Here is a 13,047-nt window from a genome sequence, read left to right as displayed (position 1 = left end):
CTTACGAAGCGTAGAATTCGACGACGAGGTTGGGTTCCATCTTCACCGGATACGGCACTTCCGACAGTTCCGGAGCGCGCACGAAGGTTGCCGACAGGCCCTTCACGTCGACGGTGATGTATTCGGCGAAGTCGCGTTCGGCCGAGACGACGGCTTCCAGCACCAGGGCCATGTTGCGCGAACGCTCACGGACGGCGATGACGTCGCCGGCCTTGCAGCGGTACGAGGCGATGTTGACGCGCTTGCCGTTCACGGTCACGTGGCCGTGGTTCACGAACTGGCGGGCGGCGAACACGGTCGGCACGAACTTGGCGCGATAGACGATGGCGTCCAGGCGCGACTCGAGCAGCGAGATGAGGTTTTCCGAGGTGTTGCCCTTGCGGCGGGCGGCTTCCTCGTAGGTGCGCGAGAATTGCTTCTCGGTCAGGTTGCCGTAGTAGCCCTTCAGCTTTTGCTTGGCGCGCAGCTGCAGACCGAAGTCGGAAACCTTCTGCTTGCGGCGCTGGCCGTGCTGGCCGGGGCCGTAGGACCGCTGGTTGACCGGCGACTTGGGCCGGCCCCAGAGGTTCTCGCCCATACGGCGGTCGATCTTGTACTTGGCGCTATGGCGCTTGGACATGTGTAGCTCTTCAGTTCGATCCGGGCCGGCGCCTCAATTAGTAGAGGCGCGATCTCAACGGCGGCGTCGCATCAGTCCGTCATATGATTCCACGCCGCACGGCGAGCCGGCGGCGGGAAGGCGCGGTTTATGACGGAGGGGCGGCGGGGAGTCAACTCGCGCCGCCCCTCCGAAATCACCTAGGGCCGCACGAGCGGATTGCGCACCCGCACCTTGCCGCCATGGTCCACCCCATAGGCGTCCAGCGGGAAGCGCAGGTCGACACCCTCGGCGATCAGAGCGCGGCACAGGTCCGGCCGCTTGCGGGTGAAGGCGAAGGTCGCCGAGCCGTCGCGGCGGTTGCTCTCGACGGCGAAGTCGGCGGCGTTGGTGCAGCCGTTGGACGACACCCGGATCACCAGGTCGCCCTTGTCGATGGTGGCGCCGTGGATCGGCTCCAGGTCGGTCTTGGTGATATTGACCGAGGTGTCGGGGTGATCGTCGGCGTCGATGATCACGCAGGCCGAGGTGGTGAAAGCCAGCGCGATGACGGCGGCAAGCGAAGCGAATTTCATGGTGATAGGTCCCCACCGGTCGAAACTTGACCGTGGAGTCAGATGAGCCGTCGCCGCCTGAACCGTGGATGAATTACCGAAAGTTCACAACCGCGTGGCGTGCCAGGCCAGGTGCTCGCCGATGAAGCTGGTGATGAAGAAGTAGCTGTGGTCGTAGCCCTCCTGCCGCCGCACCGTGACCTTGCGGCCGGCCTTCGTAGCGGCGGCTTCGATCAATTCGGGCTTCAGCTGGTTTTCCAGGAAGCTGTCGGCCAGGCCCTGCTCGATCAGGATGTCGTCGAAGCCGGCCCCTACCCCATCCTCGATCAGGGCGCAGGCATCGTGCGCCCGCCACTTCGCGCGATCCTCGCCCAGATAGGCGGTCATCGCCTTGTCGCCCCACGGGCAGTTCAGCGGCGAGACGATGGGCGAGAAGGCGCTGACCGACTGGAACAGATCAGGGTTGCGCAGGGCGATGGTCAGGGCCCCGTGGCCGCCCATCGAGTGGCCGAAGATCCCGCGCCGGCCTGCGTCCAGCGGGAAGGCGCCGTCGACGGCCTCCAGCAGGTCCTTGGTCACATAGGAATACATCTGGAAGTGCGGCGCCCACGGCGCTTGCGTGGCGTCGACATAGAAGCCCGCCCCCTGCCCCAGATCATAGGCCGGATCGTCGGCCACGCCGTCCCCGCGCGGCGAGGTGTCGGGCGCGACGATGGCGATCCCGAACCGGGCGGCGTGTTCATAGACGCCGGACTTGGTGGTGAAGTTGTCTTCCGTACAGGTCAGGCCCGACAGCCAGACCAGATAGGGAAACGGCCCCTCCCCGTCCGGAACCCACACCGTGAACTTCATCGGCGTGCCGGTGCTGGCGCTGGCGTGCTTGCAGTAGCGCAGGGTTCCGTCGTGCAGGCGGTGGGTGGCGGTGATTTCGACGGTCATGGAACTAGAACTCAATAACTGTCCGGATGCTCTCGCCCGCGTGCATCAGGTCGAACGCCTCGTTGATGCGCTCCAGGGGCAGGACGTGGGTGATCATCGGGTCGATCTGGATCTTGCCGTCCATATACCAGTCGACGATCTTGGGCGTGTCGGTGCGGCCGCGCGCGCCGCCGAAGGCCGTGCCCCGCCAGACCCGGCCGGTGACCAGCTGGAACGGACGGGTCGCGATCTCTTTCCCCGCCTCGGCCACGCCGATGATGATGCTCTCGCCCCAGCCGCGATGGCAGGCTTCCAGCGCCTGGCGCATCACCGTGGTGTTGCCCGTGGCGTCGAAGGTGAAATCGGCGCCGCCGTCGGTCAGGGCCACCAGATGGGCGACGATGTCGCCGTCGATGGTTTTCGGATTGACGAAGTGGGTCATGCCGAACTTGCGGCCCCAGTCCTCGCGGGCGGGATTGATGTCGACGCCGACGATCATATTGGCGCCGGCCAGCCGGGCGCCCTGCAGGACGTTCAGGCCGATGCCGCCCAGGCCAAAGACGATGACATTGTCGCCGGGCTTGACCTTGGCGGTGTTGATCGCCGCGCCCACGCCCGTGGTGACGCCGCAGCCGCAGTAGCAGGCCGACTTGAACGGCGCGTCCTTGCGGATCCGGGCCACGGCGATCTCGGGCAGGACCGTGTAGTTCGAGAAGGTCGAGCAGCCCATATAGTGGTGGATGGTCTGGCCCTTGTAGGAGAAGCGGCTGGTGCCGTCCGGCATCAGGCCCTTGCCCTGGGTGGCGCGGATGGCCGTGCAGAGATTGGTCTTGCCCGACAGGCAGCTTTTGCACTGGCGACATTCGGGCGTGTAGAGCGGGATCACGTGGTCGCCGACCGCCAGGCTGGTGACGCCGGCCCCGACCTCGACCACCACGCCGGCGCCTTCATGGCCCAGGATCGAGGGGAACAGGCCCTCAGAGTCCAGGCCGTCCAGCGTATAGGCGTCGGTGTGACAGACGCCGGTGGCCTTGATCTCGATCAGCACCTCGCCGGCCTTGGGACCTTCCAGGTCGACCTCGACGATCTCGAGCGGTTGCTTGGCGGCGAAGGCTACGGCGGCGCGGGTCTTCACGACTCAGATCTCCTCGACAGGGGGCAGGCGGTAGCCACCGTCTAGCAATTGTGGCTGCGGCAGGTAAGCGCGCATGAACAGGGCGAAGGGGCCGGCCGGCGCGGGCAGCCAGTTGCTCACCCGTTCGGCGTCCGGCTCGGCATGACCGATCCACAAGTCCAGCGAGCCGTCGGCGTTCCAGACCAGACCCGGCGTGCGGTCGCCGATGGCGTAGCGGTTGATCGGATTTTCGGTGAAGAAGAACTGCTTCTCCGGCGTGGCCTCATAGAGGCTCAGCGACCAGAACGAGTCGACCGGAATGGGTCTGTCGGCCGGGATATGCAGTCGCCAGTTCCGGGTCCCGTCGAACAGGCCCTGCCCCTGATGGCCGGCGCGCAGATAGGTGGCCTCGACCAGCGGCAGGGCGGCCAGTCCGCCCAGGGCGACGGCGGCGCGCAGCATGTAGTCCTGACCAAAGTCGCCCAGCTTGGCGCGCGGATAGGCCCACCCCTCGATGAAGCCCTCGCCCGACAGTCCGCCGCCCGAGCGCGCCGCGCGACGGCCGTCTTCCAGTCCTGCCGCGATCGCCTCGGCTTCCTCGGCGGTGAAGGCCGCCGGGTCGAACCGTCCGGTCCCGAGACCTAGCGGCGCGATGCGGCGCAGCAGGGCCACGTCGCTGGCCGGCGGCGCGTTCTGGCTCATCAGCAGGTCGGCGCTGGCGAAATAGGCCCGCCAGGGATCGCTGCGGCGGGCGTATTCGGCGACCGGCGGCGCGGCCGGGCCCTGGACGGTGAAGCCGGCCTGGACGAGGCGCGCGGCCTCCAGATCCTCAGGGCCCGTCACCAGGATGCGGGCCAGGGCCCAGACATGGCGAGTGGGCGCGCGGATCACGCCGGGCCCGACTGTGGCCGCGTCGCCGGGGCCCACCAGGGTGAAGGTCCCGCCGTCGGGACCCGTGGTCCGCGTGCCCAGCACCGCAAAGCTGTTGGACCAGGCGTCCATCAGCTGCAGCGACACATAGCGCTCGCCACCAGCCGGCACGGTCAAAGTCAGCGGGCCTTCCGACAGGTCCAGCTGGGCGGTGGCGTAGAGGGTGTCGTTGTTGGGCGTCGTCACCGCCCGGGCGCGATGGTCGGCCAGGTTTCGCATCGAGGCGAAGGCGTTCATCGGCGATCCCACCGCCAGGCCGCGGGCCCGGACGGCGGCGATCTCGATCAGCGGCAGGGTGTAGAGGAACGCCTCGGCGACGGCGGCGCGCAGGTCGCTCATGGCCTAGACCTTCACGATCGGGGCGAAGCGGAACTGGCCGCTCAGCAGCTCGGCCCGGGGCAGATAGGTCCGCAGGGTCATCGAGAACGGTCCCGACTTCGGCGCGGGCAGCCAGTTGGCCGAGCGATCGCCGCCCGGGTCGGTGCGGCTGATCCACAGATCCAGGGTTCCATCGGCCTGGCGCTTCAGGCCCGGCGTGCGGTCGCCGATGGCGTAGCGGTCGATGGGATTGTCGGTGAAGAAGTACTGGCCGTCGGGCGTGGCCTCATACATCGACAGCGACCAGAAGCCGTCCAGCGGCAGCTGGGCCGGCAGGGTCAGGCGATAGAGACCGTCGCCGTCATAGAGGCCGGTGTCGCTGTCGCCCGCCGCCTTCATGTACATGGCCTCGGCGACCGGCAAGGCGCCCAGGCCCTGCAGGGCGACAATGGCGCGATAGCCATAGTCGACGCCGTGAAAGCCCAGATTGGGCTTGGGATAGGACCAGCCGCCGACAAAGGCCACGCGCCCCGAGGCCACCCGCGCGATCGCCTTGGCCTGGGCGACCCCGGCCGCCAGGGCGGCGGCGTCGAACGGGCCTTCGGTCAGCAGCCCCGCCGCCCGCTGGACAAACGCGGCGTCGACCGCGCGCGGCGGGTCCGCGGCCAGCAGGGCCCGCGCGGTGGCGAAATAGGCTTCCGGCTCGGCGTCGCGTTCCAGATAGGCGGGCGGCTTTGCGGCCTTGGGTCCGCTGACCTTGAAGCCGCTCTGCACCGCGCGAGCGGCGGCCATGTCGGCCGGGCCGTCGACCAGGGTGCGCGCCAGGACCCAGGCGTGGGGAGTCAGGACGCGCACCACCCTGTCACCCTCAAGGCTCTGCCCCGGACCGACGATCGTGAAGACCCCTCCCTCGCCGCCATTGACCCTCGTGCCCAGCACCGCATCGTTGTCGGTGAACATGTTGAGGATCGCCGCCGAGACATAGCGCTTGCCGCTGGGCGGGATGGTCAGGATCACCGGCCCCTGGGTCAGGTCGATCCAGGCCAGCGAGTAGAGGGTGTCGTTGTTGGGCGTCGTGACGCTGCGGTCGGTGTGATCGGAAAGCTTGCGCCGGTGATAGATCCGGTTGGGTTGCGCGCCGCGCTTGAACACCCGCGCCCGCGTCGTGGCCATCTCGATCCAGGGCAAGGCGAACAGCCAAGCGTCCCGGGCGATCGTCGCCGAGGGATCTTCGCCGGCCAGGGCCAGTCCAGGCGCGAAGCCCAGCGCGCCGGCCACGGCCAGCAGTTCGCGACGGTTCATGACGCTTCGCCCCCAACATCTGTTTGAACAGAGGTTAGCGCCATTGCGGGACGGGCGTCAGCCCCCTTGGGCGCCGATCCGGGGATCCGGGCCCAAGGGGAACAGACAGAATGTCAGGCCGTCGCGTCGCGACGGACGCCGTGAACCACATCCTCGAGCGTCATGATCGGGGCGTCGACCCGCTCATGGGGATTGGAGCCGATGACCTTGTGCGCGAGGCTGGGCGACAGCGCGTCGCGCAGATGGCCCAGGGCGCGGGGCGGGGCGATCAGGATCATCTGGTCGAACGGCTGCTCGCGGGCGACGCCCTCCAGCCGATGGGCGAGGTCCTTCACGAAGGCCCGCTCCGCCAGGTCATGCGGATCGCCTTCATGGGGAACCGGGCCATGCGAATGGGGGTGATGCTCCTTCAGGCCCGAAAGCCATTCGGGGCGATCGTGCAGCGGACCATCGATGCGCGGCTGTTCGAGAAGACGCGCGCGGTGGCCATCGGCCACCACGACCAGGGTTCTTGCATCAGGGGTCATGGGTGAGGCTCCATTCACGGGTTGAGACCCGACCCGTCGCCCCATCGAGCGCGCCCGGCCATGACATGGATCAATCGGCGGTGATCCCGGTCACGGCGCGCGCCTAGCCCTCGCCCTCACCCTTGGCCACCTTGGCCACCTTGGCCTTCTCGGCCAGCTTGGCCAGCACCCGGCCCCGGCCCCGCGACAGGGCAGTGACCACGCCGCGGAAGGTGCGGACCTCCTGCTCGGTCAGCCGCGCCCGGGCCAGGGGGGCGCGCAGGTTGCGGACCATCGAAGGCTTCTTTTCCGGCGGGTGATAGAAGCCGGCCTTTTCCAGCTCGTCTTCCAGCTGGCCGTACAGACCCAGCAGGCTGGACTGGTCGGCGGGGTCGTCGACGTTCTGTTCGAACTTGACCCATGGACGGTCATCGACCGTCATCTTCCACTCATAGGCGTTGATCGACACGGCCTGGGCCAGGTTCAGCGAGCGGAAGCGCTCGTCGATGGGGATGCTGACAATGCCCTGGCACAGGGCGATGTCGTGGGTCTCCAGCCCGGCGCGTTCGCCGCCGAACAGCAGGCCGACGGCGCGGCCCTGGGCGACATCGTCCGACAGCTGGGCGGCGGCCTCGCGCGGGGTCAGCACCGGCAGGCGCGTCTCGCGCGGGCGGGCCGTGGTGGCGAACACCAGCTTCAGGTCGCCGATGGCCTCTTCCAGGGTGTCGAACACCTTGGCGTTGTCCAGCGGCCAGTCGGCGCCGGAGGCCGAAGGCCAGGCGCGTTCCTGCGGCCAGCCGTCGCGCGGCCGCACCAGGCGCAGGTCGGCCAGGCCGAAATTGGCCATCACGCGGGCGACGGCGCCGATGTTCTCGGCCATCTGCGGCTCGTTGAGGATCACGCAGGGCGGGGCGAAAGACTGGCTCATGGTGTCCCTTTGCCGCCGCTGTGCGTTCCGATGCAAGTCCCCAACCGGCGGGACCCGCGTTTACGGCCGCGTTCGCCCGTGTGAGACACGTCCATGCATCGCCGCGCCTTCCTGTTTTCCGCCCCCGTCTGCCTTGGCGCCCTGAGCGCGGGCTGCACGCAAGAGCCCATGCTGGGCCAGCTGGAGCCGGTGTTCGACGTCAAGGCCCTGACCCAGAGCCTGCAGGCCCTGGCCGACCGCGCCGCGCCGGGCGTGCTGGGCGTGGCCGTGCGCGACGCCCAGACCGGCCAGACCGTGACCTTCAACGGCGAGCGGCGCTTTCCGCTGCAGAGCGTGTTCAAGGCCCCGCTGGGCGCGGCCGTGCTGGCGGAGGTCGACAAGGGCCGCATCCGCCTGGACGAGGTGGTGACGATCCGCGACATCGACCTTTCCCCGCCCTTCAGCCCGATCGCCGAGGCCTGGCCCGGGCGGACCGACTACACCATCGCGCAGCTGCTGGAAGCGGCCAGCGGGACGAGCGACAACACCGCCGCCGACGTGCTGCTCAACAGGATCGGCGGGCCGGGCGCCCTGACCGCCTGGCTAAACCAAAACAACATTCATGACTTCCGGATCGATCGCTATGAGCGACAGCTGCAGCCCGAGATTTCTGGCATGGCCTCGTTTCGCGCCGACTGGCGGGGCCCGGCCTATAGACCGGTCATGATGGCGGTTCCGGACGCCACGCGCCGCAGGGCCATGGCCGACTATCTGGCCGATCCGCGCGACACAGCCACGCCCGGCGCCGCCGTGCGCTTCCTGGCGGCGCTGCAGGCGGGTCAGCTGATCTCCAGGGCCTCGACCGATCGGCTGCTGGCCATCATGACGGCGACGACCACCGGACAGGGCCGCCTGAAGGCCGCTTTGCCCGAAGGCGCCAGCCTGGCCCACAAGACGGGCGGCGCCCGCACGGACCTGGGCATGACCCCGGCCAGCAACGATATCGGCCTCTACCGCCTGAGGGACGGCCGCCAGTTCGCCGTGGCGGCGTTCCTCAGCGGCTCGACGGCGCCGGACGCCGAACGCGACGCGGTAATCGCCGATGTGGGACGGACCGTGCTGAAGGCGGCGAAGGCCTAAGGGCCCAAAAAAGGGGAAGTCAGGTCGGGAAAATGGTTTCACCGCTGTGGACCGTTCCGGCCTCGCACTGTGCAAACCATCGATTCGCAGCCACTCTGCAGGTCATGAGCACCGCCGTCCTCGCCCAGTCCAAAGCCGCCGCCGACCATCCCGAGCGGCAGTATCTGAACCTGCTCGCCGATATCCTGGAAAATGGCGTCCAGCGCGGCGACCGCACCGGCACCGGCACGCTGGGCGTGTTTGGCCGGCAGATCCGCTTTGACCTGTCCAAGGGCTTCCCGGTCCTGACCACCAAGAAGCTGCACCTGCGCTCGATCTTCATCGAGCTGCTGTGGTTTCTGAAGGGCGACACCAACATCGCGTACCTCAAGGAAAACGGGGTGCGCATCTGGGATGAGTGGGCTGACGAGAACGGCGATCTGGGGCCGGTCTATGGCAAGCAGTGGCGCTCGTGGGCCACGCCGGACGGCCAGTCGATCGACCAGATCCAGACCCTGATCGAGGGTCTGAAGACCAATCCCAACAGCCGTCGCCACATCGTGTCAGCCTGGAACCCGGCCGATGTCGAGGACATGGCCCTGCCGCCCTGCCACTGCCTGTTCCAGTTCTTCGTCGCGGATGGAAAGCTCAGCTGCCAGCTCTATCAGCGCAGCGCCGACGTCTTTCTGGGCGTACCGTTCAACATCGCCTCCTACGCCCTGCTGACCCTGATGGTCGCCAAGGTGGTGGGGCTGGAGCCGGGCGAATTCGTCCACACCTTCGGCGACGCTCACCTGTATCTGAACCATCTGGACCAGGCCCGCGAACAGCTGACCCGCGAACCCTTCCCCTTCCCCACCCTGACCATCGCCGACAAGCGCGACCTGTTCGGGTTCGAATACGCGGACTTCACGCTGGAGGGCTATGAGGCCCACCCGCACATCAAGGCTGAGGTCTCGGTCTAGGGCGATGGCCGATCCCAGCTTTGAGAGCTTGAAATCTCTGGCTCAGATGCGCTTCCGCGACGCCGAGGTCCTGCTCCAAGCTGAGCGTTTTAGTGCTGCCTACTATCTTTCAGGCTATTCAATTGAATGTGGCCTGAAGGCCGTTGTAGCGCTTTCGTTCAGAGCTCAGGTCATCCCATCGCCACGCTTCGTAAACGCGGTTCACACTCATAACTTGGCTGAACTGATTTCTCTTTCTGGCCTAAAGACCGCGCTTGACGACGCCAAGACACTCGATCCTCAGTTCGACGCAAATTGGGCCTTCGTCAGTGGATGGAAAGAGACATCGCGATATGAGACAGTCGATCCATTCACGGCCCATCGAATGCTGACAGCTGTCGGCGATCCAGCGGCTGGAGTCCTGCCATGGTTGAAGACGCACTGGTGACCGAAGACATCGACGCAGCGGGCCGACTCGTCACGTTTCTTGACGAGCAGGACCTGCCGCTTCGGAGCGCTCTCTGGCTTTACGATGGCGACGCGGCCCGTTGGCGATTTGTGATTGCTTTCCAAGAAGAGCGGAAAGACATCACAAGCTTCTATCTAGACGTCTCGAAGGCCATTCACCGATCAGCGCGAAAGGACCTGCTGGATCTGGCAAAGGTCGATGTTGTCGACCCGAACCGATCGGTCGTCAGCGCGCTTCGCGGTGTTATCAATGTCGAAGGCAATAGCCGGGTGCGGTTCAGTCGCAACCGGATCAATGGCGTGTATCTTGAGGACGCGCTGATTTATCGGCTTTCAGCCTAGGGTTTCAGTACGATCTTGCCCGTCGCCGCCGCAGACTGCAGCAGGGCCTGGGCCGCGCTGGCTTCTGACAGCGGGAAGATCCGGCCGATCTCGGGCTTCAAGCGCCCGTCGCCGATCAGGGCCATCACCGCCGCCAGATCCTGCCGATAGGCGTCCGGCCGCGCGTCACGCCATGAGGTGACGTTGTAGCCGACCACTCCCTGGCTGGCCGTGAACAGCTTCAGCGCCGACAATCGATCCGCCATCAGCATGCGGATCATCGCCGCAGGCCGCATCTTGCCGCCCTTGGTGGCGTCGTAGCCGCCATAGAGCACGGCCGTACCGCCATCGCGCAGGGCGGCGATCGAGGCCGTCTTCAGGTGCGGGCCGCCGACATGGTCAAAGGCCGCGACCACGCCGCCGCCGGAGATGGCGCGGGCTCGCTCGGCGACGGGCTCCCGGCGATAGTCGACATAGACCCCGCCCTTGGCCTCGACCACGGCGCGCTTGCCTGCCGAGGCCGTGCCGATCGCCCGCACCCCCGCCAGACGGGCCAGATCCAGCAGCAGGCCGCCGACGCCGCCTGCGGCGCCGTGCACCAGAACCCACTCACCCGCCTGGGCGGAGGCGACGCGGTGAAACATCTGCCAGGCCGTCAGGCCGTTCAGCACCCCGGCCACCAGGGCCTCGGCGGCCACGCTCTCGGGCGCGGCGACCAGATGGCGGACCTGGATATTGCGGCGATCGGCATAGGAGCCGGTCACGGTCAGGCCCGCCACCCGCTGCCCCACCGCGAGGCCTTCGCCCCCCGGTCCCAGCGCCTCGATCCGACCGACCAGATCATAGCCCGGCGTCACCGGCGCCTTGACCCCAGGATAGAGCCCGGTGCGCATGACGATGTCGGCGAAGGCGACGCCCGCCGCCTCGATCGCGACCCGCGCCTCGCCCGGGCCAGGCGGATCCAGCACGACGGAGCGTCCCTGCAGAACCTCGACGCCGCCGGTGCGGGCCATGTGCATCTCGAAGGCCGATATGGTCATGCTGGTTCTCCCCACGATCAAGTTAACGACGTTCAGATAACTGGCAAGGTCTCTTGGCTGGCGTCCGCGATAGGGCGAGGCTAAGCAGGGGCCATGATCCCGATCCTCTCCATCGTGGTGGCGCGCGCCGCCAACGGCGTCATCGGTCGCGACGGCGATCTGCCCTGGCGGTTGAAGTCAGACCTGGCCCTGTTCAAGGCCAATACCCTGGGCAAGCCGATCATCATGGGCCGCAAGACCTGGGATAGCCTGCCCAGGAAGCCCCTGCCCGGCCGCATGAACCTGGTGCTGACGCGCGACGGAAGCTTCGAGTCGGAGAAGGCCGTGGTCTGCGAGAGCTTCATGGAAGCCGTGCAGATGGCCCGCGAGCAGGCCCAGGACGACGGCGTCGACGAGGTCTGCGTGATCGGCGGCCGGGCGCTGTTCGAAATGGCCCTGCCCAAGGCCAAGCGGCTCTACATCACCGAAGTCGACGCCACGGTGGACGGCGACGTGACCTTTCCCGAGTTCGACGAGTCAGACTGGCGTGAAGTTCGGCGCGAAGCGCATCCTGCCAGCGAGGGCGATGACCACGCTTTCATCTTCCGGGTGCTGGATCGGCGCTAAAACCATCGCTGCGTGCGCGAGCGACCGCTAATCTTTTGACGGTCGCGCCCTGCCAAGGCAAACAGAGCGCGGGCAACGGGGCGGGACTTATGGTGGACTTGGATGCGGCCGGCGGTGCGGTCACCGGCGGCCTGATTGGCGGCGCTCTGGAAAGGCCGGAGGGCAAGGCCGGCGAGGCCCATTCCGGCGCCTGCACAGATTGCGGTCAAACCGTCAGCGGCAACTTCTGCGCCCATTGCGGCCAGCCGACCCATGTTCACCGCTCGCTGCTGCATCTGGGCGAGGAACTGCTGCACGGAGTGATGCACTTCGACGGGCGCATCTGGCGCACCGTGCCCCTGCTGGTGAGCAATCCCGGCCGACTGACCCGCGAATGGGTCGAAGGCAAGCGCTCGCGGTATGTTTCGCCGCTGGGCCTGTTTCTGTTCACGATCTTTCTGATGTTCTTCATCCTGAGCTTTGGCGGCGACAAGGCCTTCAAAATGGCCGCCACCCACGACAGCGAGACGGCGGCGCGCCAGTCGGTCAGCGCCGCCCACGAAGCGATCGCCCGAGCCAAGAGTGAGTTCGCCGAAGCTCAGAAGGACGTGGCGACCGCCAGCCCATCAGAAGCCGCGAACGCAAAAGCACTGCTGGCCAAGGCCACGGAGGATCTCGACGAGGCTGCTGATGGTCTGGCCGAGGCCAGCAACAAGGTGACCCGCCTGCAAATGGAGGCGATGGCGGCCCCCCGCCCGGATGGCCTGACGCCCGGCAGTTGGCAAGCCCAGATGCGCGACGCCGTGATAAAAGAGGACGTCAAGATCCAGGTCATCGGCGGCAAAGAGACAAACAAAAAGATCCTCAAGAAGTTGGCGAACCCCGACCTCGCCCTCTACAAAATTCAGCAAACTCTCTACAAATTCTCGTTTCTTTTAGTTCCACTCTCCATACCGTTCATGACGATACTGTTTCTGTGGAAGCGTGGATTTACGCTCTATGATCATGGCGTCTTTATCCTGTACTCGCTGACCTTCATGGCGATGTTGAGCATGGTGCTGAGCCTGCTTGGCCAACTGCCCTGGCTCAGCGGCTTCGTGCTCCCGATCGCCTTGATGGCGCCGCCCGCTCACATGTTTGCCCAACTGAAGGGCGCCTACGGCCTGTCGACTTTCTCGGCGGTGTGGCGGACCGTTCTGCTGCTGATATTCTGCGCCATCGCCCTGGCGCTGTTCCTCGCGGCGATCATCCTTCTGGGCCTGGGCGGCTAGAGCATTTTCCGACGAAGTGGGCGCCGGTTCGTCGTCAGAAAATGCGTTAAAACAAAAGACTAGAGCATTTCACCGATCCAGTCGGATCGGAAAATGCTCTAGATCGGGCCCGGCGGTTGCGACACCAGGCCGCGATCGCACCTTAACCAAAA

15 protein-coding genes are annotated in these 13,047 nt (G+C 66.6%); 6 read left to right on the top strand and 9 right to left on the bottom strand.

Features of this window, described 5'->3' with window-relative positions; translation table 11 throughout:
- Position 1: 1 nt before the first annotated feature.
- The 8 genes from rpsD to ACW176_RS12035 all read right to left on the bottom strand — a co-directional run bounded on the left by rpsD (position 2) and on the right by ACW176_RS12035 (position 7,168).
- On the bottom strand, positions 2-619 hold the full coding sequence (gene rpsD / locus ACW176_RS12070) for a 30S ribosomal protein S4 (protein WP_419254777.1): 618 nt from the start codon (positions 617-619) through the stop codon (positions 2-4).
- Between the two features lie 179 nt (positions 620-798).
- A complete protein-coding gene (locus ACW176_RS12065; protein ID WP_492105626.1) occupies positions 799-1,173 on the bottom strand; it encodes a hypothetical protein in 375 nt (124 codons plus the stop codon).
- 84 nt (positions 1,174-1,257) lie between these two features.
- Positions 1,258-2,091 (bottom strand): S-formylglutathione hydrolase, encoded by an 834-nt coding sequence (fghA, locus tag ACW176_RS12060; RefSeq protein WP_492109302.1) that lies wholly within the window; start codon positions 2,089-2,091, stop codon positions 1,258-1,260.
- Between the two features lie 4 nt (positions 2,092-2,095).
- The gene (locus ACW176_RS12055) at positions 2,096-3,205 is read right to left on the bottom strand and encodes an S-(hydroxymethyl)glutathione dehydrogenase/class III alcohol dehydrogenase (RefSeq protein WP_492109301.1); all 1,110 of its coding nucleotides are present in this window, start codon (positions 3,203-3,205) and stop codon (positions 2,096-2,098) included.
- A 3-nt stretch (positions 3,206-3,208) separates the two neighbouring features.
- Positions 3,209-4,453: a DUF1254 domain-containing protein gene (locus ACW176_RS12050; RefSeq protein ID WP_492109300.1), complete on the bottom strand. Its 1,245-nt coding sequence runs from the start codon at positions 4,451-4,453 to the stop codon at positions 3,209-3,211.
- A gap of 3 nt (positions 4,454-4,456) precedes the next feature.
- A complete protein-coding gene (locus ACW176_RS12045) occupies positions 4,457-5,734 on the bottom strand; it encodes a DUF1254 domain-containing protein (RefSeq protein WP_492109299.1) in 1,278 nt (425 codons plus the stop codon).
- A gap of 113 nt (positions 5,735-5,847) precedes the next feature.
- Positions 5,848-6,261 (bottom strand): host attachment protein, encoded by a 414-nt coding sequence (locus tag ACW176_RS12040; RefSeq protein WP_419317666.1) that lies wholly within the window; start codon positions 6,259-6,261, stop codon positions 5,848-5,850.
- Between the two features lie 103 nt (positions 6,262-6,364).
- Positions 6,365-7,168, bottom strand: coding sequence for an RNA methyltransferase (locus tag ACW176_RS12035; RefSeq protein ID WP_492109298.1), 804 nt, complete (start codon positions 7,166-7,168; stop codon positions 6,365-6,367).
- A 93-nt stretch (positions 7,169-7,261) separates the two neighbouring features.
- On the opposite strand from ACW176_RS12035, the gene bla reads away from it, so the two are divergent.
- The 4 genes from bla (at position 7,262) to ACW176_RS12015 (ending at position 10,020) form a co-directional block, all read left to right on the top strand.
- A complete protein-coding gene (gene bla / locus ACW176_RS12030; RefSeq protein ID WP_492109297.1) occupies positions 7,262-8,287 on the top strand; it encodes a class A beta-lactamase in 1,026 nt (341 codons plus the stop codon).
- A gap of 104 nt (positions 8,288-8,391) precedes the next feature.
- Positions 8,392-9,231 carry a thymidylate synthase gene (locus ACW176_RS12025; protein WP_492109296.1) on the top strand — a complete coding sequence of 280 codons (840 nt, stop codon included), beginning with the start codon at positions 8,392-8,394 and terminating at the stop codon, positions 9,229-9,231.
- 4 nt (positions 9,232-9,235) lie between these two features.
- Positions 9,236-9,658 carry a HEPN domain-containing protein gene (locus ACW176_RS12020; RefSeq protein WP_419317670.1) on the top strand — a complete coding sequence of 141 codons (423 nt, stop codon included), beginning with the start codon at positions 9,236-9,238 and terminating at the stop codon, positions 9,656-9,658.
- Complete coding sequence (locus ACW176_RS12015; protein ID WP_419317672.1) at positions 9,637-10,020, top strand: hypothetical protein; 384 nt, start codon at positions 9,637-9,639, stop codon at positions 10,018-10,020. Before ACW176_RS12020 ends, ACW176_RS12015 begins: the two co-directional genes overlap by 22 nt.
- Here the strand turns inward: ACW176_RS12015 and ACW176_RS12010 are convergent.
- Positions 10,017-11,039, bottom strand: a complete 1,023-nt coding sequence (locus ACW176_RS12010) for a zinc-binding dehydrogenase (RefSeq protein WP_492109295.1) — start codon at positions 11,037-11,039, stop codon at positions 10,017-10,019. The two genes, ACW176_RS12015 and ACW176_RS12010, sit on opposite strands and share 4 nt — an antisense overlap.
- Positions 11,040-11,132: 93 nt before the next feature.
- Here ACW176_RS12010 and ACW176_RS12005 point away from each other — a divergent pair, with 93 nt between their 5' ends.
- Both ACW176_RS12005 and ACW176_RS12000 read left to right on the top strand, forming a co-directional pair.
- Positions 11,133-11,645: a dihydrofolate reductase gene (locus ACW176_RS12005; protein ID WP_492057794.1), complete on the top strand. Its 513-nt coding sequence runs from the start codon at positions 11,133-11,135 to the stop codon at positions 11,643-11,645.
- An 89-nt stretch (positions 11,646-11,734) separates the two neighbouring features.
- Positions 11,735-12,895: a DUF3667 domain-containing protein gene (locus tag ACW176_RS12000; RefSeq protein WP_492109294.1), complete on the top strand. Its 1,161-nt coding sequence runs from the start codon at positions 11,735-11,737 to the stop codon at positions 12,893-12,895.
- The last annotated feature ends 152 nt before the right edge of the window (positions 12,896-13,047 follow it).

The organism is Caulobacter sp. FV1ye13L, assembly GCF_058681155.1.
Note: the sequence above shows the minus strand (reverse complement) of the source record. Positions and strands in the feature narration are given on the sequence as shown.

Coding starts and splice junctions, on each gene's coding strand:
- ACW176_RS12020 (WP_419317670.1), top strand. CDS start 9,236: ATGGCCGATCCCAGCTTTGAGAGCTTGAAATCTCTGGCTCAGATGCGC.
- ACW176_RS12000 (WP_492109294.1), top strand. CDS start 11,735: ATGGTGGACTTGGATGCGGCCGGCGGTGCGGTCACCGGCGGCCTGATT.
- ACW176_RS12045 (WP_492109299.1), bottom strand. CDS start 5,734: ATGAACCGTCGCGAACTGCTGGCCGTGGCCGGCGCGCTGGGCTTCGCG.
- ACW176_RS12040 (WP_419317666.1), bottom strand. CDS start 6,261: ATGACCCCTGATGCAAGAACCCTGGTCGTGGTGGCCGATGGCCACCGC.
- ACW176_RS12005 (WP_492057794.1), top strand. CDS start 11,133: ATGATCCCGATCCTCTCCATCGTGGTGGCGCGCGCCGCCAACGGCGTC.
- ACW176_RS12025 (WP_492109296.1), top strand. CDS start 8,392: ATGAGCACCGCCGTCCTCGCCCAGTCCAAAGCCGCCGCCGACCATCCC.
- ACW176_RS12010 (WP_492109295.1), bottom strand. CDS start 11,039: ATGACCATATCGGCCTTCGAGATGCACATGGCCCGCACCGGCGGCGTC.
- bla (WP_492109297.1), top strand. CDS start 7,262: ATGCATCGCCGCGCCTTCCTGTTTTCCGCCCCCGTCTGCCTTGGCGCC.
- rpsD (WP_419254777.1), bottom strand. CDS start 619: ATGTCCAAGCGCCATAGCGCCAAGTACAAGATCGACCGCCGTATGGGC.
- ACW176_RS12050 (WP_492109300.1), bottom strand. CDS start 4,453: ATGAGCGACCTGCGCGCCGCCGTCGCCGAGGCGTTCCTCTACACCCTG.
- ACW176_RS12015 (WP_419317672.1), top strand. CDS start 9,637: ATGGTTGAAGACGCACTGGTGACCGAAGACATCGACGCAGCGGGCCGA.
- fghA (WP_492109302.1), bottom strand. CDS start 2,091: ATGACCGTCGAAATCACCGCCACCCACCGCCTGCACGACGGAACCCTG.
- ACW176_RS12065 (WP_492105626.1), bottom strand. CDS start 1,173: ATGAAATTCGCTTCGCTTGCCGCCGTCATCGCGCTGGCTTTCACCACC.
- ACW176_RS12035 (WP_492109298.1), bottom strand. CDS start 7,168: ATGAGCCAGTCTTTCGCCCCGCCCTGCGTGATCCTCAACGAGCCGCAG.